20 protein-coding genes are annotated in these 24,878 nt (G+C 50.8%); 3 read left to right on the forward strand and 17 right to left on the reverse strand.

What is annotated here, in order from left to right:
* Positions 1-14: 14 nt before the first annotated feature.
* Positions 15-1,127, forward strand: coding sequence for a porin OmpC (gene ompC, locus J8X26_RS08130; protein ID WP_275858770.1), 1,113 nt, complete (start codon positions 15-17; stop codon positions 1,125-1,127).
* A 243-nt stretch (positions 1,128-1,370) separates the two neighbouring features.
* The gene (locus J8X26_RS08135; RefSeq protein ID WP_152324149.1) at positions 1,371-2,561 is read left to right on the forward strand and encodes an amino acid aminotransferase; all 1,191 of its coding nucleotides are present in this window, start codon (positions 1,371-1,373) and stop codon (positions 2,559-2,561) included.
* Positions 2,562-2,644: 83 nt separating this feature from the next.
* On the opposite strand, the gene J8X26_RS08140 is transcribed toward J8X26_RS08135, so the two are convergent.
* The 7 genes from J8X26_RS08140 to cmoM all read right to left on the reverse strand — a co-directional run bounded on the left by J8X26_RS08140 (position 2,645) and on the right by cmoM (position 13,593).
* The gene (locus tag J8X26_RS08140) at positions 2,645-3,292 is read right to left on the reverse strand and encodes an MBL fold metallo-hydrolase (RefSeq protein WP_165058084.1); all 648 of its coding nucleotides are present in this window, start codon (positions 3,290-3,292) and stop codon (positions 2,645-2,647) included.
* 51 nt (positions 3,293-3,343) lie between these two features.
* Entirely contained in the window at positions 3,344-3,895 is a 552-nt protein-coding gene (locus tag J8X26_RS08145; RefSeq protein ID WP_152324151.1) for a YcbK family protein, read from the reverse strand.
* 178 nt (positions 3,896-4,073) lie between these two features.
* Entirely contained in the window at positions 4,074-5,924 is a 1,851-nt protein-coding gene (ldtD, locus tag J8X26_RS08150) for a L,D-transpeptidase (protein WP_208950626.1), read from the reverse strand.
* 407 nt (positions 5,925-6,331) lie between these two features.
* A complete protein-coding gene (gene mukB, locus J8X26_RS08155) occupies positions 6,332-10,780 on the reverse strand; it encodes a chromosome partition protein MukB (RefSeq protein WP_208950627.1) in 4,449 nt (1,482 codons plus the stop codon).
* Positions 10,777-11,508 carry a chromosome partition protein MukE gene (mukE, locus tag J8X26_RS08160; protein WP_152324154.1) on the reverse strand — a complete coding sequence of 244 codons (732 nt, stop codon included), beginning with the start codon at positions 11,506-11,508 and terminating at the stop codon, positions 10,777-10,779. Before mukE ends, mukB begins: the two co-directional genes overlap by 4 nt.
* The gene (gene mukF, locus J8X26_RS08165; protein ID WP_152324155.1) at positions 11,489-12,811 is read right to left on the reverse strand and encodes a chromosome partition protein MukF; all 1,323 of its coding nucleotides are present in this window, start codon (positions 12,809-12,811) and stop codon (positions 11,489-11,491) included. The genes mukE and mukF overlap by 20 nt, the downstream gene beginning before the upstream one ends.
* Positions 12,808-13,593: a tRNA uridine 5-oxyacetic acid(34) methyltransferase CmoM gene (gene cmoM / locus J8X26_RS08170; RefSeq protein WP_152324156.1), complete on the reverse strand. Its 786-nt coding sequence runs from the start codon at positions 13,591-13,593 to the stop codon at positions 12,808-12,810. The genes mukF and cmoM overlap by 4 nt, the downstream gene beginning before the upstream one ends.
* Positions 13,594-13,749: 156 nt before the next feature.
* Between cmoM and elyC the strand changes: the two genes are divergently transcribed.
* Complete coding sequence (elyC, locus tag J8X26_RS08175; protein ID WP_208950628.1) at positions 13,750-14,538, forward strand: envelope biogenesis factor ElyC; 789 nt, start codon at positions 13,750-13,752, stop codon at positions 14,536-14,538.
* On the opposite strand, the gene J8X26_RS08180 is transcribed toward elyC, so the two are convergent.
* The 10 genes from J8X26_RS08180 to ihfB form a co-directional block, all read right to left on the reverse strand.
* The gene (locus J8X26_RS08180; RefSeq protein WP_152324158.1) at positions 14,531-15,424 is read right to left on the reverse strand and encodes a YcbJ family phosphotransferase; all 894 of its coding nucleotides are present in this window, start codon (positions 15,422-15,424) and stop codon (positions 14,531-14,533) included. The two genes, elyC and J8X26_RS08180, sit on opposite strands and share 8 nt — an antisense overlap.
* Before the next feature lie 182 nt (positions 15,425-15,606).
* Positions 15,607-16,365 carry a 3-deoxy-manno-octulosonate cytidylyltransferase gene (kdsB, locus tag J8X26_RS08185; RefSeq protein WP_208950629.1) on the reverse strand — a complete coding sequence of 253 codons (759 nt, stop codon included), beginning with the start codon at positions 16,363-16,365 and terminating at the stop codon, positions 15,607-15,609.
* Positions 16,362-16,544 (reverse strand): Trm112 family protein, encoded by a 183-nt coding sequence (locus tag J8X26_RS08190; protein WP_104921460.1) that lies wholly within the window; start codon positions 16,542-16,544, stop codon positions 16,362-16,364. Before J8X26_RS08190 ends, kdsB begins: the two co-directional genes overlap by 4 nt.
* 379 nt (positions 16,545-16,923) lie before the next feature.
* Positions 16,924-18,147, reverse strand: coding sequence for a winged helix-turn-helix domain-containing protein (locus J8X26_RS08195; RefSeq protein ID WP_208950630.1), 1,224 nt, complete (start codon positions 18,145-18,147; stop codon positions 16,924-16,926).
* A gap of 95 nt (positions 18,148-18,242) precedes the next feature.
* Positions 18,243-18,455, reverse strand: coding sequence for a cold-shock protein (locus J8X26_RS08200; protein WP_104921458.1), 213 nt, complete (start codon positions 18,453-18,455; stop codon positions 18,243-18,245).
* A 249-nt stretch (positions 18,456-18,704) separates the two neighbouring features.
* The gene (locus J8X26_RS08205) at positions 18,705-18,914 is read right to left on the reverse strand and encodes a cold shock domain-containing protein (RefSeq protein WP_104921457.1); all 210 of its coding nucleotides are present in this window, start codon (positions 18,912-18,914) and stop codon (positions 18,705-18,707) included.
* Between the two features lie 354 nt (positions 18,915-19,268).
* Positions 19,269-20,258, reverse strand: a complete 990-nt coding sequence (gene lpxK / locus J8X26_RS08210) for a tetraacyldisaccharide 4'-kinase (protein ID WP_165058094.1) — start codon at positions 20,256-20,258, stop codon at positions 19,269-19,271.
* The gene (gene msbA, locus J8X26_RS08215) at positions 20,255-22,003 is read right to left on the reverse strand and encodes a lipid A ABC transporter ATP-binding protein/permease MsbA (RefSeq protein WP_152324162.1); all 1,749 of its coding nucleotides are present in this window, start codon (positions 22,001-22,003) and stop codon (positions 20,255-20,257) included. Before msbA ends, lpxK begins: the two co-directional genes overlap by 4 nt.
* A 38-nt stretch (positions 22,004-22,041) precedes the next feature.
* Positions 22,042-24,315, reverse strand: a complete 2,274-nt coding sequence (locus tag J8X26_RS08220) for a DNA internalization-related competence protein ComEC/Rec2 (protein WP_244370420.1) — start codon at positions 24,313-24,315, stop codon at positions 22,042-22,044.
* Positions 24,316-24,565: 250 nt separating this feature from the next.
* Complete coding sequence (ihfB, locus tag J8X26_RS08225) at positions 24,566-24,850, reverse strand: integration host factor subunit beta (protein ID WP_013574835.1); 285 nt, start codon at positions 24,848-24,850, stop codon at positions 24,566-24,568.
* Between the last annotated feature and the right edge of the window lie 28 nt (positions 24,851-24,878).

A 24,878-nucleotide genomic window follows, 5' to 3' on the forward strand; every position in this document is an offset into this window, starting at 1 on the left:
TGAGGGTAATAATAATGATGAAGCGCAACATTCTTGCAGTGGTAATCCCAGCTCTGTTAGTTGCTGGTGCAGCTAATGCAGCAGAGATCTATAACAAAGACGGCAACAAACTGGACCTGTACGGTAAAGTTGATGCACGTCACACCTTCTCTGACAACGCTGGCGATGACGGCGACCAGACTTATGTTCGTTTCGGCTTTAAAGGCGAAACTCAAATTACTGACCAACTGACCGGTTACGGCCAGTGGGAATACAACGTTCAGGCTAACCACGCAGAAAGCGCTGGCGACGAAGGCAACAAAACTCGTCTGGGCTTCGCAGGTCTGAAATTCGGTGATGCTGGTTCATTCGACTACGGTCGTAACTACGGCGTGATCTACGACGTAATGTCCTACACCGACCAATTGCCAATCTATGGCGATGACACCATGTACCAGAACAACGACAACTTCATGGTTGGTCGTGCAAATGGTCTGGCTACTTACCGTAACAGCAACTTCTTCGGTCTGGTTGATGGCCTGAGCTTCGCTGTACAGTACCAGGGTAAAAACGACGAAGGTCGTGACAGCCGTGGTGCAGTTGATTCCAATGGCGACGGCTGGGGTACTTCTGCAGCTTACGCAATCGGCAACTCTGGTGTTAGTATCACTGGTGCTTACTTCTCTTCTAACCGTACTACTCTGCAGAAAGAAGATGGTACTGGTGACAAAGCTGACGCATACGCATTCGGCGCTAAATACGATGCTAACAACCTGTACCTGGCAACCTTCTACGGTGAATCACGCAACACCACCGATTACGGTAACCCAGACGCGATTGCTAACAAAACTCAGAACTTCGAAGTTGTAGCTCAATACCAGTTCGATTTCGGTCTGCGCCCGTCTATCGCATACCTGCAGTCTAAAGGTAAGAACCTGAATGGTTTCACCAACAACGGTTCTACCTACGCTGGCGGCGATGCTGACCTGGTTAAATACGTAGAAGTTGGTACTTACTACTACTTCAACAAAAACATGTCTACCTACGTTGACTACAAAATCAACCTGCTGGATGACAACAGCTACACCAAAGCAGCCGGTCGCAGCACAGACGACATCGTTGGTGTTGGTCTGCAATACCAGTTCTAATATCGCTTAACGATGCGCTTTCGGGCGCATCAAAGTGGATATCAAGGCAGGGCTTCGGCTCTGCCTTTTGCTTTTTTAGCATTTGCCTGAAAAGAGCTTTGCCACCCTATCTCATAAATTATTTTAATCTCGTACGTGTTCTCACAACTCTGCTTTCTTTTTACCGCAAACGGTTGGCAAATAAGGTCTCCGGCGTTACCCTGATGCCCTCTTTCGCAATATCAGGCTATGGAAGTTTCCAACATGTTTGAAAAAATCACTGCAGCACCTGCCGACCCGATTCTGGGTCTTTCCGATCTTTTCCGCGCGGACGACCGCTCAAATAAAATCAATCTGGGGATTGGTGTTTATAAAGATGAAACCGGTAAAACACCGGTTCTGGCCAGTGTGAAGAAAGCTGAACAATTCCTGTTGGAAAATGAAACGACAAAAACCTATCTGAGCATTGACGGGTTACCTGATTTTGCACGCTGTACGCAGGAATTGCTGTTTGGCAAAAACAACGCTGTGATTGCCGACAAACGTGCCCGCACCGCACAAACTCCGGGCGGAACCGGCGCATTACGTATTGCAGCCGATTTTATCGCCACCCAGACCAGCGCAAGACGCGTTTGGGTCAGCAATCCAAGCTGGCCAAACCATAAAGGCGTTTTCTCTGCTTCCGGTCTGGAAGTAGCAGAATACAATTATTACGACGCCGCGAATCACAGCCTCGATTTTGACGGCATGCTGAAAAGCCTGAGCAACGCACAAGCTGGCGACGTGGTGTTATTCCATGGTTGCTGCCACAACCCGACAGGCATTGATCCGACGGCTGAACAGTGGGCCCAACTGGCAGAATTGTCTGTCGCCAATGGCTGGTTGCCGCTGTTTGATTTCGCTTATCAGGGCTTTGCCAAAGGTCTGGAAGAAGACGCTGCCGGCTTGCGCCTGTTTGTGGCTAATCATAAAGAATTGCTGGTTGCGAGCTCTTACTCGAAAAACTTCGGGCTATACAATGAACGCGTGGGTGCCTGTACGCTGGTGGCGGCTGATGCTGAAACCGCAGACCGCGCATTCAGCCAGGTGAAATCCGTGATCCGTGCAAACTACTCTAACCCACCCGCTCACGGCGCCGCTGTTGTTGCCACTATTCTGGGTAACGAGGCACTCCGCACGCTGTGGGAGCAGGAACTGAGCGATATGCGTCAGCGTATTCACCGCATGCGTCAGCTGTTTGTCAGCACGTTGCAGGAAAAAGGCGCGCAGCAGGATTTCAGCTTCATTATCAATCAGAACGGGATGTTCTCATTCAGCGGCCTGACCAAAGATCAGGTGCTGCGTCTGCGTGATGAATTCGGCGTTTACGCAGTGAACTCTGGCCGTATCAACGTAGCCGGTATTACGCTCGAAAACATGGCACCGTTGTGTGAAGCCATTGTCGCCGTGCTGTAAGGATTCGGCGTTCTGAATTCCATTAAAAAGCCCGTCTGGAAACTGACGGGCTTTTTGTATTGGTATTCTGTTAGCCAAAACGTTTACCAGACCGGCATTTCATCCTGCAGGAAGGGGTTGGTTTTACGTTCATAGCCAAAATCGGACATTGGTCCATGACCCGGAATAAAGACGATATCATCACCCAACGGCAATAATTTTGTTTTGATTGAGTGAATCAGCGCCTGATGATCTCCACGCGGGAAGTCACTGCGCCCTACTCCGCCTTTAAAAATCACATCACCTGAAACTGCCAGGCGCGTTTTATCATTGATAAAAACAATGTGTCCCGGCGTATGTCCCGGGCAATGGAGCACAGAGAGTATTTCCTCGCCCACGCTCACGGTATCCCCTTCTTCCAGCCAGGTATCTGGCGTCAGCGGGTCACAATGATCAAGGCCGAACATCTGGCTTTGCGTTGGCAACGCATCGAGCAGGAACTGATCTTCCTTTTGTGGCCCAATGATCGGCACCTGATAATGGGCAGCCAGTTCAGCTGCGGCACCGACGTGGTCAAGATGGCCGTGTGTCAGCAAAATTTGCGTAACCAGCACACCTTTATCGGATACTTCGCGGATAATTTTTGCTGCTTCTCCGCCCGGATCGACAAGCGCGGCCTGATTCGTTTTTGTACACCAAATCAGTGAGCAATTCTGGCTGAACGCCGTGACAGTAATAAGATGGAATTTCATAGGGCTCCACAAAATGGCCTGTCCGTTTGGGCAGGCCATTAATTACGCACACTACCAGGTTCGTGCTGGTCCGGTATCAATGTGCACAAAGTTACTTCGTGGATAATATCCTACACCACCCATCCGCATTTTTAATGCTGCTTTGCGGATATTGCTCAGTTCGATGCCCTGAATATGGAAATCCATGGCCTGCCCGAGCGTGTGGTAACTGTGTTTTGCTACGCCGCTCCCCGGTTCACGCATACTGTTATTGGTCGCCAGAGAACGGTAGCCGGAAATTAACTGAACCGGTTTATTCGTTCCGCCGAGCATAACCTGCAAACGATAGAGGTGGTCGAAAAGCGCGGGATCGATGCTTTTTATTTTTTCCGCACGATAGTCCCTGAACAGATGATTCAACCGGGCCAACTCATCCTTGTTATAACGCTTTCCATCGAAAAACTCAGTTTTGAGGGTTTCGCCGGTATTCAGATTGTTAACCACTAAAATACGCGGACGAGGTGTGGAAAGAGTGGCGAATGCACGACCCGGAAGCAATGCAATCCCCATAGCGGCACTGCCTAATGCCAGCCATTTACGGCGATGTTTGTCGATTTCATTCATGAACAGTTTACTATCCGGTAAGAGAGTCAAAAATAAGCCCCATTCGGAACCGTTTTGAACCTTAACCGCCAAATTTCTGCGAGTCAAGGGACCCTGCAAAGCAAAACGAGCGTGCCAGTGGCTCACGCTCGTTGTCAGGCCAAGTATTCAGACCTTTATCAGATTAGTTTTACTGCATTTATTGGAGCAATATTTCCGCCTGAGGCAAAATTTGTGCACCTGATCTCACAGTCGCATCGTAATTGTAAATATCTGTACGGAATTGCGGCTTACCGTCGTCAGCCACCCAGGCCGTCAGATAGAACAGTTTTACCGGTATGTGATGACGGATCGCTACATACGTCGTATTACCGCCCTGAAGCGCTGAAGAAATTCGGGTATCGTTCCAGCCCGCATCTTGCAACAACATATTGGCCAGTTCCGACGCTTTGTTTACACGCACGCACCCTGAACTCAGCGCACGAATGTCTTTGCTGAACAGGTTGTGGTTAGGCGTATCATGCAGATAAATAGCATCTGAACTCGGCATATTGAATTTATACCGGCCAAGGGAATTGCTCGCGCCTGGTGCCTGACGGATGCGATACGGGAAATGACTTGGCGAAACCATCGCCCAGTCAATCATCGACGGATCAATCACTTCCGCATCATTGCTCCAGCCGGACAACACCTGATAACCGTGCTGCTGGAAGTACGATGGGTTGTTCATGGCCTTAGGCACAATGTCTTCACGCACTAAGGTCGTCGGCACGTTCCATGGCGGGTTGACCACGACATTATTCAGCGCGCTGCTCATTAAAGGCGTTTTGCGGCTCGGACGCCCGACAATGACCCGCGAGGATAAAACTTCGCTGCCGTTGAGATAATATGTGAGCTGGTAGTTAGGAATATTCACCATAATGCCCGTATTCACATTGCCCGGAAGAATACGTAAACGTTGAATGTTTAGAGCCAGCAATGTGGCGCGCAATTGCGGAGATGCATTCAGCCATTGGCGCGTGCGTCCGCCAATAATACCGTCAGCTTCTAACCCCTGCCATTTCTGGAAGCGCTTAACGGCTTCGACCAGATCCGGTGTGTACTGATTATTCGACACAGCAACCGGCGCGGCCGGAGCCGGTGTATCACCGGCCTGAACCGTCGGCAACACATCCTGAACCGAAGTCGCAGAAGGACTGACCGCCGGTGTCGCTGGCTGAGATTTATCGGCGGTCTCATCGACAGACAAATCGTCATTCGACGCACTTCCCGGTACATTAGGCGCAATAGTTTCATCGGTCGGTTTCGGCGATTTAGCCTCTTCCGGTGACGCCACCATCATCCCCGTCCGGGTCAGTATTTCACGCAGAGCAGGCACGTCATCGCTGATTTGGTCGGGACGTAAACTCGCAGCGCCAGTCATCACCGGCCACGGACGATTGTCTGTTAGCATCAGCTTCAGGGCATCGTGCATTTTAGCGTAATAAGGATGCTGTGGCGTCAGCGTTGACAGATACCGCGCCGTGTCACTTTGACGTACAGCCAGTTGCCACTGGTTAATCACCGTCAGCGGCGGCGTAGTCATTTTATATGGCACGTTGCTGTAAAGCCATTTGTCGCCATTGGCTTCGACGCTGCTGGTAAATTGCAAATACCCCAGCATCGCATCGGACAACACAACATCGCGCGCCATTCCCTTAACCTCAGGATCCGTCAGCCATTTAACCCACTGAGTAAACTGCGGCTGAATGCCTGAAATCGCCAGCTCAGCTAATTGCTGCTGGAAAATCTGGATGGATCCTCTGTCATTCCACATCGGCTGCATATGATTGGCAGCGTAAAGTGAGGACAAAGACGATAAATACAACGGACGAATGCCACGCGGCGCCAGTTCTGCCTGCAACTGACTCATGCTCTGAACGCTGGATAGCGTAGTTTTTCCTACCGGCATAGTGGGTACTGCGGCCCAGGTAGAAAACCATGGCGACAGACCGCTTGCCAGCAGACAGCTGGCGACTAAAAACCTGAGAGACCTTTGATTCATTAACATTTTCCCTTGCCTCCCGATAAATTGCCCAATTTGATCCCCAAAATTAAGCCAGCAGCTCTTAGATTAAGTATATAAAGAGAATTCTTTTTTTGCGTAGGAACTCAATGCAATAGAGTCCGTATCTCACGTAAAGACTCTAAGCCAGCCGTCAGCCGAAATAAAGACTTCATTGTGCACTTTCCATTCTGCGGCAAAGCATCAGCTCACTATTCAGCCAGGTATTTGAAAAATGTCTTAATAGTTATTTATGGATAAGACATATTCTTAATAAAGTATCAGAGAAATGAATAAGTAATATTCTGAGGGTAAATCAATATTTAAGGAAAACAGTATGAAGAAAATAAGGAGCCGCAAACAATAAAAAACGCCCCGGTAAAATACCAGGGCGTCAGGACTTCAGAAACGGATCAGGAAACGTCGGCCTCTGTCGTTGCCAGTGCAGGAAGCTCCGGAGCAAATCCACGTAAACCAACTACATGCACGTGTTCGTTATTGCCGAACACTTTACGTACCAGTTTGTAAGTCGTACCTTTTTCCGGGCTGATATTTTCCGGTGCCGCGATAATAAGCTGCATTTCCAACCTGTCGCAAAGCTCAAACAGAGTCGCGATAGATTTGGCATCCAGACGGGCCGCTTCGTCGAGGAACAGAAGGCGACAAGGCGAAATATCTTTACCACGCATGCGGCTCGATTCATCTTCCCAGCTCTGAACCACCATCACCAGAATCGACATACCCGTACCGATCGCTTCACCGGTAGACAACGCGCCACTCTCTGCACGCAGCCAGCCATCAGAACCACGGTTAACTTCCACCTCCATTTCGAGGTAGTTACGGTAATCCAGCAGTTCTTCACCGATCGTTTGCGGCGTGCGTTGCCCCATATCGATCTGTGGATTCAGGCGCTGATACAGTTTTGCCAGCGCTTCGGAGAAAGTCAGACGGTTGCTGCTGAACAAGTCCTGATGCTGTTCCTGTTGTTCAGAAAGCACATCCAGCAAACCGGCGTGGGCTTCACGTACATTGACGTTCAGACGCACACTTTTGACCTGACCAAAAGCCACGGCCTGCAGACCCTGGTTGAGCTGGCGGATACGGTTTTGTTCACGCTGAATCGTTTTGCGAATAATATTCGCCACACTCTTCGAGCTGATGGCCAGCTGTTGTTCACGCGCCGTCAGTTCTTCCGTCAGGCGTCCCAGCTCGATTTCCATCTGTTCGATGGCTTCCACCGGATCGTCGGTGCGGATAATATCCTGACGGATACGCTCGCGCAGATGCTGATAGACCGCAATGTAGAACTGAATTTTGCGCTCCGGACGTTTTGGATCCTCGGAAAGACGCAGCACATCGCGCAGATGTTCGTTGTCAGACACTGCCAGCCGCAGCGCCCCGAGGGATTTATCCGACATAGAACGTAGTTCGTCGCCGTCCATATAGGCCAGCTCGCGGCGGTGAAGACGGCGCTCAACGCCATTATCTTTCACTAGACGCATCACGGCGCACCAGCCGGCTTTCGACGTCACCACCTGCTCACGGCTCTGATGGTAATCGCGCTCCAGCTTGCGCAATTTCTTCTGCAAATTGTCCATCTCGGCTTCACAGAAAGTAATCTGTTTTTCGAGCTGGTTGCAGCGTGCACGGTTCGTACTGAGAGCGGTATGCAATTCATCGCGGCGCGTTTTGGCGCGCGCTTCGGCGTTCGGATCGGCCTGAACGCCAATATCCTGCAATTCCTGGCTCAGTTCTTTGAGCATGTCGCGTTTCGCATCAAACGAACTTTTCAGGGATGCCAGAACCTGGCTGTATTGCGTCAGCTGGGTCTGATGCTGACGCATCTGCTCACGAGCGCGGGTACGTTCCGCTTCCGCATGCTCCAGGCGTTGGCGCAGTTTGTCATTCAGGTCACTGTTTTCATTGAGCATACCGGCAGAATCGGTATAGCCGAAGTGAGCGCGACGCTGAACGACTTCGGTCAGGGCAAACGCCTGCTGTTTCGCCAGACGCTGTGAATGCTGAGCCTGCGCATAATCTTCTTTCAGCTGCTCGTGCTGTTCCGGGTCACTTTGTAACACCGAGACCAGCGGTTCGAGTTTGCCAAGAGAAATGCCATGCTGCTGGATGAAACGGGCAGAATCCTGCGCTTCATCCATTTCTTCACGGATTTCTTCCACACGGTCGATCAGCGTTTCGTCGCATAATAAACCAACACGCGGCTGCAATTTGTTCAGCATCGCGACAGCTTCTTTAGCCTGTTCGTATTGCTGACGTTGCTGCTGATTCTGGCTTTCGTGCGCATTCAGAGCGCGCTCGAGCTCACCACGACGTCCGCTTAGCGTGCGGATTTCTGCTTCAGGATCGGCATCAAAAGCAACGGCCAAATGGCTGCCGATGAAGCGGCTGAACGCCTGATGCGCGCGCTGGATTTTCTGGACGTCAAACGACAGTGTCGCGTAACGCTCGGATAAATTTTCGCGTTCTTTATGCAGGGTTTCCAGACGATTTTCACGCGCGGCACGGCCAAACAGCGGTACCTGCGGGAAGTGGGAATAACGCCACTGACGGTCGCCGGTTTTGACCAGCACCGCACCCTGCATTTCTTCCACTTCAAAGACGTTATCGTCAAATGACTGCGGATCCCCTTCGATCAGATAGAGGTCTTCCGGGCAATCATCCAGCCCGTCGAGCTGATCGCGGATCAACGACAGATCAGGCACGACGATCGCGTGACGTGACGGGCCATACAACGCGGAGAAATACGGGGCGTCGTCGATGGTGACGTCGTCATAAATCTCGGAGAGCAGTACGCCACCGAAACGTTCGGCCAGCGCAATCATGCGGGAATCTTCCGCACCGCTTGGCTGGCTCAGACGGGTAATCTGGCCTTCGATGCGGCGCTTACGTGCAGCGACTTCATCGCGTTCAACCGTCGTTTCCCGTTCGGTTTCCAGCAACTGCTGCATGTATTCAGTCACCTGCTGGCTGTTTTCCAGCGGTTCCTTACTTTGCTCACTCAGCTGGCTCAGTGCTTCCTGAGCGGCCAGCCAGACCGGCGCACGGGCAGTCAGTTCACGGATGCGCGACTGAACCTGTTCGAGTTCCTGACGCATTTCCATGCGGCGTTCACCGGCCTGTGAAACTACGCCCTGCAACTCTTCAATCTGGACTTCCAGCTCGCGCTGCATTTCGTCCAGATCTTCCGGCTGCACATCCTGCCCGGTGCGTTTGCAGAATTCCTGCAACTGACGCTCAGCGTCCTGCTGCTCACGAAGACGGCCTTCAAGCTCGGACAAACGCATGCGCAACGGTTCGACGCGCTCTGCCTGATGCTGCTGAGAAGACCAGTCGCGTAATAATTCACGCGCGGTTTGCCAGGCCTGACTGCGGCTGACTTCACCGGCGATTTTCACCACAAGCTGATACGCAGTTTCAAACTGATTGTGCGCCGCTGATGCCACGCTCATTTTTTGTTCCAGCTGGAGCAGGATTTCTGTGGCTTCCTGTTCTTTGCTCTGGAATGTTTCCAGCCATTCTTCGCTGTTCTGTGTGCTCAGATCCGGGATCTGGCACAGGTCGCGCGCACGTTCAATGGCCTGCAACGCTTGCTGGTATTGAATCGCACGGGTTTGCTGAACGTCCAGCGCCTGCTGGTAATCGGCAAGCTGGCTTTTCAGCTCATCGACTTCAAGCTCGGCGGCCTCAGCTCGCGCTTCATGTTCAGCATGCAGTTCGCTGGCTTCCGCCACGACTTCATTCTGTTCTTCCAGACGATACGTCAGCTCTTCAAGATCACCTTCATAACGCTCGATTTTTTCCTGCTGACGCATCGCGGTCTGCACCAGACTGAGATGATCGCTGGCTGCCTGATAATCGGTTTCCAGATCACTTTGTGAACCGCTCTGCTCGGCCAGTTCACGCGCCATTTCGACATGACGGTATTGCTCGCCGGACAGCTGTTTCCGGCTGGTAAGCAAATCGTTACGCAATACCAGCGCGCCATCGAGGTGAATACGACGTTCATTGGCGTGGCGCATATAGTCGGCCGCCACGTAAGATGTCGCTTCAGAAATCAGATGTTTGAACAGGTCACGGTCGGATTGCGTTACGCGAATAGCTTCCAGCGTCATGCGGTTTTCACGCAGCGCGGCTTCCATATCCTGGAATGCCTTACGCACACCGCTGTTTTCCGGCAACAGGTAGTCACGCAGGGAACGTGTGATGGCGCTGGAAATCCCGCCGTACAGCGAGGCTTCTATCAGACGATAGAACTTGCTGCGGTCAGACGCCGAACGTAAACGACGCGGTATGACCCCCAGATCGAACATCAGTGCATGGTAATCAGTGATCGAGTTGAACTGCTTAAACTGGACACCTTCCATGGCTTCGACGCGATCTTTCAGCTCCTGCAAAGACAGCACGCGAGCCTGACGCTCACCCACCGTTTCCGTCAGCATTTCCGTCGGATTAACCGCAACCGGCAAGCCCTGGATGGTGAACGGTTTGATGTCAACTTTGCGGTCACGGCCTGCAACCTGTTGCAAACGTACGCCAACCACAATGCGCTGGTGGCGTGAGTTCACCACATCCAGCACCGAGTAACACACGCCCGCACGCAATTTACCGTGCAGGCCTTTATCGCGGGAACCGGAGGTTGCACCAGCTTCGGTGGTATTACGGAAGTGCAGCAGTGTCAGGTCAGGGATCAGCGCCGTAACAAACGCAGCCATGGTGGTGGATTTACCCGCACCGTTACCGCCGGAAAGTGTGGTGACCAGTGAATCGAGGTCAAAAGTCCGGGCAAAGAACCCGTTCCAGTTAACCAGCGTCAGTGAGCGAAATTTACCGCGTTCAATCATTCCTGTTCATCCTCTGCGCTATCAGGTCCCTGATGCCCTGCCTGCAACTCGCCGTCTTCACTTTCATCGTTCAGTGACAACGCACTGTCGACGGGCATCGCTTCGCCGTCGCGGATCATCCGTAACTGTGCTTCACGGGCATCATCGCCGCTGCGAACATCCGCACCAAAACGGAATACCGCTTCGGTGATACGGAATTTGCTGCTGTCGACACCCATGAAATACACCATGCCCAGACGGCGCAGACGGTTCAAAGACGTACGGACTTTATCCTGTAATTTCTGGCGATCTAAATCCGAACCGGTCGAGCGCTGATTGACATATTTCAGCAGCTTGTTTTCATCGGCCAGACTTAGCAGCTCGTCATACAGTTCCTGCTGGGTAAAAATCCCTTCGTGCGCAAGGCGTTCCGGGCTGAGATACAGATAGCAGAGAATTTTCCCCACCATCATATCCAGCTCGGAAAGCACCGAACGGGGGATCAGCGTCGTCGAGCGCGGGCGCAAATAGAAGAAACCTTCCGGTGCCCGGATCAGCTCTACGCTGTAGCGGCTATAAAACAACTCCATTTCTTCCTGATAATCCATCAGGAAAGCGTGGTTATCGAGTTCATCAATGCCAATATGGCGGCCAGAACGGAGCTGGCTATCGAGAGCAGGAAACACTGAATTTGCCAGCGCCTGCGCCAGCTTAGCTGGCATTATGTGTTCAATATTTGTCGATGACATGGGCCTGCACCTTGGCTCCGTAATCATTGATTGCCTGCCATTCGGCATGCAACCCTGAAAAATCTGCTTCAGCCACACCAAGGCGAACTGCCTGGTCGACCACAATTCGCGCGACATCAAAGTGTCGGGCCCGCGGATACTGTTTGAGATATTCGCGCATTACCATGCCCAGATTGAGCGGCGTTTTCTGTTGTTGATAGACCTGTAATGCCTGTTCAATCAATGCCGCAAGCTGTTCGCGGATTTCGTTAAATTCTTCAAATTCCAGATCCGGCGGTAACTCACCGGTGACTTCCTCACTGCGCAATGCCAGTTCTTCATCACGCATATCCAGCAAGCGATCCGCATTGGCGAATGTCAGCGTCCAGGGCTGGTCAAAATAGTTTTGAACCGACTGTCGCAGACGCTGCGCAAATACGCGGTTTTTATCCATGTCGATAGCCGTACGGATAAATTTATGCACGTGGCGGTCGTAGCCAATCCACAGGTCAATCGCCTGCTGGCCCCAGCTGGTGATGCGGTCGAGTTTATTCTGTAAATCGAAAACCAGTTTGTCGACGAAGCTCAGGTCCATTTCCACCATCGTGGCATCCTGAATACGCAACAGGTGCGCCTGCAACAGGTCGCCCGCAGCTTCCAGCGTATCCTGCAATTCACGCAGCGTGCCCGAGGTTTCTGACAAAAGGATTTCACAGCTGGAAATGGCCGCACGCCAGTCTTTGTTGAGCAACCCGGCGATATCATCTTTCACGCCCTGTTGCTGCTCATCCATGATCCGCTGGGTCATGTCGATACTGTCAAAAATTTCAGCGACGGAATATTTCAGCGGCGCATAAACGTTGCGGTGCCAGTGGAAATCATCGCCACCCTCTTCGGCGGCATCGGCCGCACGCTTAAGTTCCTGTGCAACAATCGACAATTGCATAGACAACCGCAGGGTAGAAAATTCACGCTGACGGATATAATAATCTGAAATACCGATGGCCAGCGGCGTCAGGCGATAAATGGCATTGCCATCCGCCAGTTCGCTGACAAACCGGTTGAGCAGGCGCTGACGCACCATATCATTGATGGCGTTATTGGCACGAACGGTGACCGTTTCGTTTGTCTGCTCGAAACCTTTACTGACGTGGCGAAACGCGTCGACCAGCTCACCTTCACTCATTTCCCCATCAAGGCGCTCGCTGTTTAACGTGGCAATTGCCAGAAGAAAAGCCAGCCGCTCCGTTGGCAGCGAAATTGAGAAATCATTTTTCCGTGCCCAGGCGACCAGTTCGGGTACAGTCTGGGAAAATTCACTCATAATTCGTCCTTCAGAATGGGTTTATGCGCCATCACATGGATGTAACGTCCCAAACTAACAAAAGGTTCCTGACGGCAATAACGCTGTTCCAGCGCCAGAAGCTCGTCAAAATCCTGCTTATGTTGTTGTCTGTTTCGCAAATAATCGTGGAATACTCTAACACCGGTTTTGCCGCTTATCTGCATCCCAAGCTCTTCCAGCCACTGATAGACCTGCGCAGGTTCCAGCGGATGATCGGGCAACAGGGAGCTCTTTTTGATTTTTGGCACGCCGGCTTCAACATGACCGAAATTTCCCAGGATCATGTGCCGCATGACCAGACCGTGGATATTGTAAAACATCAGCGAGATTGCGCCACCCGGCACCAGGCAATCGGTCAATGCAGCCAGCGCCTGTTGGGGTTCCGCAAGCCATTCAATGACCGCGTGAAACAATATCAGATCAACCGGCGCTTCCAAATGTTCTGCGATGTGCTGAGCGGGACAATGTACAAATTGCATGTTGTCGCTCACACCTTTTTCAATCGCCGCAGCCTGCGCGCGACGGATCATCTCACCGGAGAGATCGCACAACAAGACCTGATGTCCTAAAGCGGCCAGTTCGCAGGCCATTTGCCCTTCGCCACCGCCTGCATCAAGAATACGCAACGGCCGCTGCGGCAAAGTCTTCATCAACTCCTGCAGATCCTGACCCAGCACGGCCTGACGGATACGTCCTTTCGTTGTGCCGTAGATATTGCGCGAAAACTTTTCGGCCATATCGTCAAAATTACGATCCTGCATGAATTGAACCTTGTTCCTGAAAACGTTTTGCCGGGTTATCTCTGTGCGGCATCGCCGCGTGAGGTGCTATTTTGGCACAGGCTGGCATAGAATAAATCATCCTGACGCTGATTCACGCCCGGATGTCGTTTTTTCACCCAAAAGGACCGGTTTCTGATGCTATTTATCCTAAAAAAAACTGTCGGCGGCCTGTTAATGCCACTGCCTTTTATCCTGCTGATGATGGCGATCGCGCTGGTGTTGTTATGGATGACCCGCTGGCAAAAAACCGGAAAAGTGTTTTTTTCACTGAGTTGGCTGCTGTTGCTACTGCTGAGCCTCCAGCCGGTGGCTGACAATTTACTTCGCCCGGTGGAATCTGGCTATCCGACGTATCAGCCTCAGGCGCATCCGCCGGTAAAATACGTTGTCGTTCTCGGTGGCGGCTATACCTATAACCCGGACTGGGCACCCAGCTCCAACCTGATCAGCAACAGCCTGCCCCGCGTCGCAGAGGGGATCCGAATTTATCGTGCAAATCCGGGATCGAAAATCGTGTTTACCGGCGCGCAGGCCATGACAAATCCGGTGAGCAGTGCGGCCGTTGCAGGGAAAGTGGCGGAGAGTTTAGGTGTGCCGGAGAGTGATATCATTTTGCTCGATAAGCCACGGGATACGCATCAGGAAGCGCAGCAGGTAAAAATTCTGGCCGGTGATCAGCCTTTCGTGCTGGTAACCTCCGCCAATCATCTGCCCCGCGCACTGGTTTTCTTCAGGCAGGCGGGACTGAGCCCAATCCCGGCTCCGGCTAATCAGCTGGCAATTGATTCCCCGCTTAACCCGTGGGAAAGAGCCCTTCCGCAGGCACTTTTCTTATCTCACAGTGAACGGGCGTGGTACGAAACGCTGGGGAGTATCTGGCAATGGATGACGCTGCCGTCATCCGAAAAGAAGCCCGTCAGTTAAGCCACGGCAACAGTTGCTGTCGCGCATAGTCAAACTGGCGGCGATCGAGCTTACCGGTATGGATAAGGTGCGCGACAGATTCCCACAGTAAATAGAACCAACGGCGCTCAAGGAAGGTGTCTGAGACGGGCGCTTTTTGCAAATAGCTGAACAGCAGTTGCTCGCTCATGCCCTTTTCCCAAAGACGGAACAAATCAAATTCACGCGGTGCCCATAAAACGGTACCCGGATTAATCATCGCCAGAAGCTGATCGCTGCGCGGGTCTTTCAGCATACTGCGCAGGGAAAGATTGCCGTGAACCAGAACCGGCGTGTCATCGAATTCCCTGAACAAGGTCGCAATGCTGGATCGGGAACGGAAAAGCACCGTGCGATCTTCCGGCGTGAGTTCCGGCGCCTGTAAATTTGATAAGGTTGACCACAGCACTTCAACACGTTGCGGATACCAGTTTTCCCAGCGGTTTTCCTGGGTGCTGTCGACTGAACCGACGCAACCGTGGCTGTCAATACGGTGCCAGGCCAGCATCGCCTCAACGATTTGCTCCTGCAATATTTTCCAGCGTTCCGGCGTGCGGGTGGGTGCTTCTGCTGAGACGCCGCGCAGACGTTCAATCAGCAAAATTTCCCGATAGGGTTTTTGATGCGTCGTGACCATGCCGTAAACCGTCGGCACGCGCACTACGCCTTCTCTGGCCAGCATCGAGAGTTTGTAGGCTTCCTGCCCCGCGATGCCTTCGCAGACAAAACTTTTCGCCATCAGCGGCATTGCATAGCCCTGCTCATCATAAAGAGAAAAAAGATGGGCATAAGGTTGTTCACTGACGCATTCAAGGCGGGATAAACGCTCGCCCAAAACAATACTTAACTCGGCTTTTAGCTGTTCCATAACGTATTCGCAGTGACGAAAAGATTAACGTTTATGATGAAAGCTTCGACAGATGAATACCCCGTTTCAGATCAAACAAAAACCGGATAATTGCTTCAGGAGAGAGAGGATAACTCGGAAACTGGAAGGAACGTCAGATAAGAATGGACGGAATGTGACGCATTCCGTCCGCTAACCGTGGCTCAGAAATGCGAGTGGCCCAGGATCTTACGTACGCGTTCCAGATCTTCCGGAGTATCAACCCCTACTGAAGGAATGGCTTTCGCGACATCAACGTGGATTTTTTCACCATACCACAGCACCCTGAGTTGTTCGAGCAACTCAATGTGCTCCAGTTTGCTCGGTTCCCACTGAACGTACTGACGGATAAAACCGGCGCGATAGGCATAAATACCGATATGGCGCAGGAAGACGTCGCCAATCGTGTCTTTAGAAACAGCGAAACGCTCACGTTCCCAAGGGATGGCCGCGCGGGAGAAATACATGGCGTAACCGTTAGCATCGCGAACCACTTTTACTGCATTCGGGTTGAAGGCTTCTTCGGCAGATTCAATCGGTACTGCCAGCGTTGCCATACCCGCAACGCTGTTAGCCAGATTTTCAGCGACCTGACGGACAATCACCGGCGGGATCAGCGGCTCATCGCCCTGCACATTAACGATGATTTCATCATCTGCAAACTGACAAATTTGGATAACTTCTGCCAGACGTTCGGTACCAGACTGATGATCAGGGCTGGTCAGGCAGACTTCACCACCTGCAGCTTTCACTGCGGCCACAACTTCCGGATGGTCGGTCGCTACAATCACGCGTTTCGCACCGGATTCCAGCGCACGTTCCATGACGTGCACAACCATCGGTTTACCGTTAATATCGGCCAAAGGCTTACCGGGCAGGCGGCTGGACCCAAAACGGGCCGGGATAATTGCAATAAAACTCATGGATGTGTCTCATCAACAGAAAGCGGGCGGGCTTCGTTTTCTAATAATACTGGGATGCCGTCCCGAACCGGATAAGCCAGACTGTCGGCTTTACACACTAATTCCTGTGCTTCTTTATTGAAGTACAGTTTCCCGTTACACACAGGGCACGCAACGATTTCAAGTAAACGATGGTCCATTAATTCCTCCCGGAGGCGAATACACCGCTTTTCAGCAGGGCGTCACGCAAAAATGCATTGGAAAACACAATACAACGGCTCCAGAGAATAGCATAACACCCCCTCTCCGTTAATCCTCACGTCACCTTCTGTTACGCCTCCAGAAAGTTAAATTAATGTGATTAAAAAATATCACTCATGAAGGATTGCGTTGCAGATTACGTGGGAGTACAATTTTTTTTGTGATGCACATCACATTATAAACTTCTGATATGAGCACAAAATGAAAACTATTAACAAAATCATCGCAATGTTCGCTAACTTCAGCAACTAATGCTGAGTAACACCTGCAATCATCGTGAATAAACGGCTGCCTGATGCAGCCGTTTTACTTTCTGGATCAGACGCGCCAACCCGTATTCCATAACACCGTTAACGCTTCCGGCCCTTTCGAAAACAATACGTCTTCTGCTCCCTGCCATGCAGCAAAGCGCGTAATCGCGCCCTGAATGTCCTGCGCACGCCGGGATGTCATCGTGACTTCAGGCTCGAGGTGAAGGCTTTTCACCTCCAGAACCTTTTCCTTGCGGTGCATTTTGGCATCTATGCGCCCGACTAACTCGCCGCGCTGAAGGATCGGTAACGTGAAATACCCGTACTGACGCTTTGCCTCCGGCGTATAGCATTCAATCCGGTAATCAAAATTAAAAAGAGTCGAGGCGCGCTTGCGATCCCACACAACCGGATCGAACGGTGAAAGCAGTGTTGTCACCGTTGAGCTGATTCGTGACTCATGCGCTTTTTGCAACAGAGGAAATTGTTGCTGGTGGACATAATATTTTCCCTCCAGCCCGCTGACTTCAACAGGCGTAACTTCTCCATTTTCCAGGAGTGTTTCAATCACTTTCCGGGTATCAACACGTTTAAGGCGATAATAATCTGCCAGCCATTCCGCTTTGAATATCCCCAGATACTGCGCTGAACGACACATCATTTGATATTCCGCCGCTTCCTGGCTAAGTGCCTGCGCCGCATCATCCCAGCCGGGCATGACGCGCTCTGCAAGATCGTACACGCGGTGAAAATTACGTCGCTCGGACACCATCAGCTTTCCGGAAGTAAACAGCGTTTCCAGATGTTTTTTATGCGGTTTCCAGTCCCACCAGCCGCTGTTTGATTTTTTCTCCGCACTGAAATCCGCAGAACGCACCGGACCTTTTTCTGCAATATGGCTCAGAAGAGCTTGAATATCAGCCTGATGTTCATCAAACCAGTCTTGAGAAAATTTCCATCCCATGCCCTGCGGGTTCAGCATCTTGTGCCGCAATAACCCGTAATCCTCGCGAGGGATAAAACAGGCTTCGTGCGCCCAGTATTCAAAAATTTTCCCCTCAGATAACGCATCTTCCAGCCATTGTGGGGAATAATTTCCGAGGCGGCTAAACAATACGAGGTAAGGGCTTCTGGCAACCACGCTGATCGTATCGATTTGCAGCAATCCCATATTCTGAATGGAATCGACAACATCACCGGCAGACGGTTTTCGGGTCAGAGGTTTAAGAAGATTTTGTGCAGATAAATGCAGGGTGCGGGCCGAACTGAGAGATATAACCGGGTGAGACATATCGGTATCCGTGGCAGCGATAAACTGTGGATACCGATAACATATTTTTGCCGGAGCGTAAAATTCAGCTCAACGGCGCATTACAAAAACCAGACTTAGAACGCAATAACATCAGCCGCTGAAGGGCCATGTGCTACGCTGCGGTAAGTGGTGAACTCTACACGCTGACCGGCACTCAGTGATTTATTACCGGTATTGGCAATGGAGGTACGCTGAACATAAATCTCAGAAGAACCATCCAGAGGGCAAATAAAACCGTAGCCTTTAGCCTGGTTGTACCATTTAACTAAACCCATTTTTAACATCATAATTTCTATCCTTTCTTTGGGCATCCATGAACACACTTTTTTATTATTGTTCGGATGCGTTTGCCCATATCTAAGTTATTTTTTTATAAAAAACCTCTAATGAGCGAATTTGTTTAACGATTATTTTTACTGCGAACTTCTTTAAAGCTCATTTCTTTTCGGGCACTAAAAACCCGCCGTTGGGCGGGTTTTACTCTGCTGATATGAAAGACAATTCGAGTTGTTTCATATCATCACATTATTCTCTGATTACAGAGCGATAACGTTAGCAGCAGCCGGACCACGCGGGCTGTCCTGAATGGTGTATTCTACACGCTGGCCTTCAGCCAGAGTTTTGAAACCATCCGTTGCGATTGCGGAGAAATGTACAAAGACATCTTTACCGCCATCAGCTTGCTCAATAAAACCAAAACCTTTGCTTTCATTGAACCACTTAACCTGACCCATTTTCTTAGACATATTTAAAACCCTTTAACTTTTACTCAATAAGATCCTGCCATTCGGCAATGTTGGCCAATAGTTCAGACAATTACTTATGGGAGGGACTTAGAAGGTTCGTCTTGGAAGCGGAATCATCGGGAAAGAGATAACGTCTGGGAGGAACTGCTTTACTCTACACTCATACATAAATAGCGCTGTAACACAGGCTGTACGCATTTACTCATAACCTGCAAACAATAGCAAGTCACGATACGCAATAATTTTAAGGGTCATTAATATTTACGCAAATAAGTCATTAAAATCAGTCGCATTGAAATTATAAATTTACGTAAATTTCGAATATCTGAAGTGGATTTCGAAGATACAACCCGCTTAAAGATGGGTTTTCAAAATAAGATCAGCTATTTTTTGCAATAATTTCTCTGCCTGTAAACCCTGAATTTTTGCTTCGACGGGCAAATACCACCAGTCCGGCTGAGCAAAAGAGCGGCATTTTACGGCATCTTTTTCCGTCATCAGAAGCTGCTGACCGGGTTGTACCGTAGCGGAAATCTGTTCAGGGGAGTACGCCTGATGATCGGCGAAAGCGATTTCCTTTTGCAAATCTACCCCCAGCTGTTTGAGTGTCGCAAAAAAGCGTGGTGGATGACCAATACCGGCCATCGCCACCACATTCTTCAGCATCGATGCATCGCGCAGTTCACCCGTCACCAGATTCACGGCTTTGCCCGGCTGTAAAACCATAGACAGCTCACCGGCAAGCGCGGTGCCACCGTTGGTAATCACCGCATCAACAGAACGCAGACGCGCCTGACGTTCGCGCATCGGTCCGGCAGGCAACCAGTGGCCGTTGCCAAAGCGCCGGACGCCGTCAACCACCACAACTTCAACATCACGCTGAAGCGCGTAATGTTGAAGGCCATCATCCGTGATAATGACGTCCAGCTCATGCGCGGCCAGCAGTGCTTTAACGGCATCAGAACGAACCGGGGACACCGCAACAGGCGCTCCGGTTCTCTGGAAGATCAATACGGGCTCATCACCCGCCTGAGCAGCCTTTGTATCTGCTGCTAATACCAGCGGATAGCTTTCAGCCTTACCGCCGTAACCGCGTGAAACTACGCCCACGCGGAATCCATGCTGCTGTAGCGTTTCAACCAGCCAGATAACCACCGGCGTTTTACCATTGCCCCCGGCAGTGAGGTTCCCCACTACCACGACGGGCACAGGCGCCCGCCAGCTTTTTTTAAGCCCTGATTTATAGCTGTAACGGATTAAATTCGAGATTAACCCGTACAGCCAGGACAAAGGCAACAGCAACAGATAGAGCGGTGATTTACCTGACCAGATACGCTCAATCATTGGCCAAACTGCATCCGGTAGAGCTGCGAATAAACACCGCGTTCTTCCAGCAATGCGGTGTGTGAGCCACGTTCCACAATACAACCATCTTCAATCACCAGAATCTCATCGGCTTTTTCGATGGTCGATAGGCGGTGCGCAATCACCAAAGAGGTACGGTTTTTTTGCAGTTCATCCAGTGCGGCCTGAATTGCACGTTCTGACTCGGTATCCAGCGCAGAAGTCGCTTCATCAAGGATCAGAATCGGCGAGTCGCGCAGCAACGCACGCGCAATCGCGATGCGCTGGCGTTGGCCACCAGAAAGCAGGACGCCATTCTCGCCAATAACCGTGTCCAGACCTTTATCCATCTTACCGATGAAATCCATCGCATAAGCCATTGTTGCGGCTTTTTCGATTTCTTCACGGGAATAAAGATCAGTACGGGCATACGCAATGTTGTTGGCAATCGTATCGTTGAATAAATGAACGTTCTGCGATACAAGTGCAACCTGATCGCGCAGTGATGACAAGGTATATTCACGCAGGTCATGACCGTCCATCAGGATTTTACCTTCCTGGATGTCATAGAAACGTGTCAGCAGGTTGGCAATAGTCGATTTACCGGACCCGGAACGCCCCACCAGCGCAACAGTTTTCCCTTCCGGAAGAGCGAAAGAAATATCGCGCAGCGCAGGAGCATCGCGACCAGGATAGGTGAAGGTGACATTCTTGAATTCAACTTCCCCTTTAACGCGTTTAACTTCCAGCTTGCCTTCGTCTTTTTCCTGCTCCATGTCCAGAATAGAGAACAGCGTCTGGCAAGCTGCCATACCGCGCTGGAATTGGGAGTTGACGTTCGTCAGGGACTTCAGCGGGCGCATCAGCGCAATCATCGAGGAGAAGACCACGGTGATCGTACCGGCACTGAGTGTTTCCATCACAGACGGGAAGCTTGCCGCATACAGCACGAAAGCCAGTGCCAGAGAGGCGATCAGCTGAATAATCGGGTCAGAAATCGATGAAGCAGAAACCATACGCATACCTTGCTGACGCATACGGTTACTGACTTTATCAAAACGCTCAGTTTCAACTTTCTGGCCACCAAAGATCAGAACTTCTTTGTGCCCTTTCAGCATCTGCTCTGCGCTGGTCGTCACTTGTCCCATCGTGTTTTGCATCGATTTACTGATGTTACGGAAACGTTTAGACACCACGCGGATAACAACCGAAACGATCGGTGCTATGACCAGCAAGATCACTGAAAGCTGCCAGCTGTAGTAAAACATCATGATAAACAGGCCAATGATTGAAGCCCCTTCACGCACGACGGTGACAAGAGCGCTGGAAGACGATGAAGCCACCTGCTCAGAGTCATAGGTAATACGGGAAAGCAAGGTACCGGTGGATTGCTGGTCAAAGAATGCGACCGGCATTCTCATCATGTGACCAAACAGGCGGCGGCGCATATGCATAACCACTTTGCCCGATACCCAGGAGATGCAGTAGCTCGAAATGTACCCGCTCACGCCACGAACAATCATCAGACCAATTACGACAAGTGGCATCCAGAGTAAAATTGAGCGGTCTGCTTTTCCGAATCCGTCATCTAAAAGCGGTTTCAGCAAAGACAGCATGAAGGTATCACTGGCGGCGTTGGCGACCAGCGCAATAGCCGCAGCAACCAGCCCGGCTTTAAAAGGTGTGATCATCGGCCATAGGCGACGGAATGTCTGCCACGTGGAGAGATCTTTATCGTTCATCATGCAATATCAACCAGCATCGAAAGAAATAGCGGCCTATTCTACTCATTATCTACTGATACTCCAAACCGGCGGTGGTACCAACGTGGGTTTAATTGCTCCCGTAAGCCTTTAATTGCCCAATAATCACCATAAATGAACAGGCTTAGTTGACCGGAATCCGAAGTGGAGTGCCAGTCATAGCGGGCTTTGTTGTATCTGCTAACAACTTTATGCGCGGGAAGATGCCATTTGTTGAAACGTGCTGCCGATGTCAGCGCCGATTCCGGCGAAACAGCCCGCAAAAAAGGCGGTGAAGACGACGTATTACTCCCGTGATGAGGAACCTGAAGCACTGTAGAGTGCAATTTCTGCCTCGATTTCCTGATCAAGGCCCTTTCTGAACCGGCTTCAATATCCCCTGTCAGCAAAAGGCTGAATGAACCATCATCAATGCGGATGACGCAACTGTCATCATTTCGGGCATCAGCAACTTTTGCCTCCGGCCATAAAACGTTAAAATTCAGCCCCTGCCATTGCCAGTGTTCTCCGGCCACACACGCCAGATGCCCCTCTGACATGGAACTCTCCCGCAAACTTGCCTGAGGATATCGCGATTGCAAAAATGGCAGGCCACCACGATGATCCATATCGTTGTGACTGATAATTATCTGTTCTAACTCGATATTATGCCAATTCAAAAACGGTAAAATATTCTGTTCAGCCGCTGACCCACCTTCCCACTTATTCCCCGTATCATAGAGAATACCTTTCCCATTCCGGCTGATGAGTACCGACAAACCATGCCCGACGTCCAGCATATCAACACGCCAGCGTTCAGCAGGGATCCGTCCGTACCAGACTACGGATACCGCGCAAAACGACACCAGTATTGAAACCCATTGTTTCACGTGCCCGATACGGCAAAAAATTATAGCAACCCATCCCAACAAACTGACAAACAGAAAGTTTTCTCCCAGCGCAAACCAATTACCGATGAATGGTCTTACGCCCCACATTGCCAGATTCAGTGTGTAATCAGCACCCTGCCAGAGTAAGGTTTGGATCCCCGTCAGCAACCCGGCCGGGAAGATGTTCAGAAAAAGGACGACCAGAACACAGGGAACTGTGAGTAGTGATACAACTGGTACAGCCCACATATTTGCCAGAAATGAGGCAACATTGATCCCATGGAAAATGCAAGTTTGCAGGGGCAATAAAAGCAGGGTCACTCCGGCCTGCAAATGTCCCCAACGAATGACACACCAGTACCAGTGCTGCTGAAACTTCGCCGGTAAAGGCACCCATTGAAACCAGAAAACGAGAGAAGCAACGGCAAAACACGACAACCAAAAACTATCTGACAATAAATTCATCGGATCAGTTATTAGTAAAAGCGCTACGCCCCATAACCAGACCTGCCAGGGATGACAACGAACCCGAAAGTAACGCAGCAGGATCCATAATGAGAATGCCATCGCTGTCCGCATAGCAGGCGCATTACAACCGGCAAGCCACGTGTAAACCAGCAGGAAAATCTCACTGACTACCAGCGGAAAGCGATAATCGATTAATCTGACAGGCATAAACCACTGACACATCCGCGCCAAACACCCACCAAACAATGCGGCAATCCCAATGTGCAGACCGGAAATGGCGACCAGATGCGCAATCCCGGTACGCTGTAAAACCAACATTTCTGGTTTTTGAATCAACCCTTTCTCCCCAAATGCCAATGCAATAAGCACTGGCGCATTCATAAGTTCTGGCATCTTCTGCATGACGCGTTGGATAAATTGCTGACGCCAGTCCGCCTCAGTGTCCAGAGGCTCCCCGCTGTAGATTGTGCCGGTCAGTGGCGCATGCTGCGACAACGCCCAGCGCTGTGCATCAAAGCCACCTTCATTGAGCAGGCTATGTGCCGGACGCAGGCTGACAAGTATTTTCCATCGTTGCCCTGCCAACAGAGGCGTAGTATCCCCTTCCCATTTAGCCCGGAATAACACGGGAGGAAAAACGCGTTTACCCTCCTCTCTTTCTATCCTGAAGAAGCGGGAAGACCCTTCCGTTCCCAAACTCACCGTTTTCACCTCGGCAATCACTTCACGTTTAACGCCCTGAAGGGATGAAATCTGTTGCAGCTGGATTTGCCCCTGATAAGCAGCCCAACAGAAGCTCAGTAATGTGATGGCAATCAGTCTGAATAGTTTTCGTTCAGGAACGAACAGCAGACAAGTCATCAGAAATAAGGCAACAAGCTGAACTGTCGTGGGAATTGTGGCGAGAAAAATCAGCGGCACCATGCCGGTGATAATGGCAATTGCGACCTCATCCATTGAGATTTTGATGTTTTTACCCTCAGCGTTAAACGGCCTGTAATTCAGGTCAACGTCAGGACTGGAGTATGGTTTTTGAGCGAAAAAGGGACAAGTATCAGAAGGAATCGATGCGAGGCATTACGCAAATAATAAGCAGAATAGAGAAAACGGAAACAGTCTTCAGGTCGAAAATGACAAAAAAAACGGCACCTTAAAGGCACCGTTTTGCATTCGCTATAGGCAGTCATTTATGTTTCAGGAATAAACCTTAGCCATAAATGTTCGCGCGATCACGCAACTCTTTACCTGGCTTAAAGTGAGGAACGTACTTACCGTCCAGCTCAACTTTATCGCCCGTTTTAGGGTTACGTCCCACACGCGGAGCACGGTAGTGAAGAGAAAAACTGCCAAACCCACGGATTTCGATGCGTTCACCATCAGCCAAGGTTGCAGCCATATGCTCAAGCATCTCTTTCACTGCATCCTCAACAGCTTTCGCCGGGATATGAGAGTGCTGGCCAGCAAGTCTTTCAATAAGTTCAGACTTGGTCATAGTACCTCCAAGCTTTGCAGCTAAACTA

This window comes from Rahnella sp. ChDrAdgB13 (genome assembly GCF_017655185.1).
Classification (GTDB): Bacteria; Pseudomonadota; Gammaproteobacteria; order Enterobacterales; family Enterobacteriaceae; genus Rahnella; species Rahnella contaminans.

Coding starts and splice junctions, on each gene's coding strand:
- ldtD (WP_208950626.1), bottom strand. CDS start 5,924: ATGTTAATGAATCAAAGGTCTCTCAGGTTTTTAGTCGCCAGCTGTCTG.
- J8X26_RS08135 (WP_152324149.1), top strand. CDS start 1,371: ATGTTTGAAAAAATCACTGCAGCACCTGCCGACCCGATTCTGGGTCTT.
- J8X26_RS08220 (WP_244370420.1), bottom strand. CDS start 24,315: ATGGATGAGGTCGCAATTGCCATTATCACCGGCATGGTGCCGCTGATT.
- J8X26_RS08195 (WP_208950630.1), bottom strand. CDS start 18,147: ATGTCTCACCCGGTTATATCTCTCAGTTCGGCCCGCACCCTGCATTTA.
- elyC (WP_208950628.1), top strand. CDS start 13,750: ATGCTATTTATCCTAAAAAAAACTGTCGGCGGCCTGTTAATGCCACTG.
- kdsB (WP_208950629.1), bottom strand. CDS start 16,365: ATGAGTTTTATTGCAATTATCCCGGCCCGTTTTGGGTCCAGCCGCCTG.
- J8X26_RS08190 (WP_104921460.1), bottom strand. CDS start 16,544: ATGGACCATCGTTTACTTGAAATCGTTGCGTGCCCTGTGTGTAACGGG.
- mukF (WP_152324155.1), bottom strand. CDS start 12,811: ATGAGTGAATTTTCCCAGACTGTACCCGAACTGGTCGCCTGGGCACGG.
- cmoM (WP_152324156.1), bottom strand. CDS start 13,593: ATGCAGGATCGTAATTTTGACGATATGGCCGAAAAGTTTTCGCGCAAT.
- msbA (WP_152324162.1), bottom strand. CDS start 22,003: ATGATGAACGATAAAGATCTCTCCACGTGGCAGACATTCCGTCGCCTA.
- J8X26_RS08180 (WP_152324158.1), bottom strand. CDS start 15,424: ATGGAACAGCTAAAAGCCGAGTTAAGTATTGTTTTGGGCGAGCGTTTA.
- ihfB (WP_013574835.1), bottom strand. CDS start 24,850: ATGACCAAGTCTGAACTTATTGAAAGACTTGCTGGCCAGCACTCTCAT.
- mukE (WP_152324154.1), bottom strand. CDS start 11,508: ATGTCATCGACAAATATTGAACACATAATGCCAGCTAAGCTGGCGCAG.
- ompC (WP_275858770.1), top strand. CDS start 15: ATGATGAAGCGCAACATTCTTGCAGTGGTAATCCCAGCTCTGTTAGTT.
- J8X26_RS08145 (WP_152324151.1), bottom strand. CDS start 3,895: ATGAATGAAATCGACAAACATCGCCGTAAATGGCTGGCATTAGGCAGT.
- mukB (WP_208950627.1), bottom strand. CDS start 10,780: ATGATTGAACGCGGTAAATTTCGCTCACTGACGCTGGTTAACTGGAAC.
- J8X26_RS08200 (WP_104921458.1), bottom strand. CDS start 18,455: ATGATGTTAAAAATGGGTTTAGTTAAATGGTACAACCAGGCTAAAGGC.
- lpxK (WP_165058094.1), bottom strand. CDS start 20,258: ATGATTGAGCGTATCTGGTCAGGTAAATCACCGCTCTATCTGTTGCTG.
- J8X26_RS08140 (WP_165058084.1), bottom strand. CDS start 3,292: ATGAAATTCCATCTTATTACTGTCACGGCGTTCAGCCAGAATTGCTCA.
- J8X26_RS08205 (WP_104921457.1), bottom strand. CDS start 18,914: ATGTCTAAGAAAATGGGTCAGGTTAAGTGGTTCAATGAAAGCAAAGGT.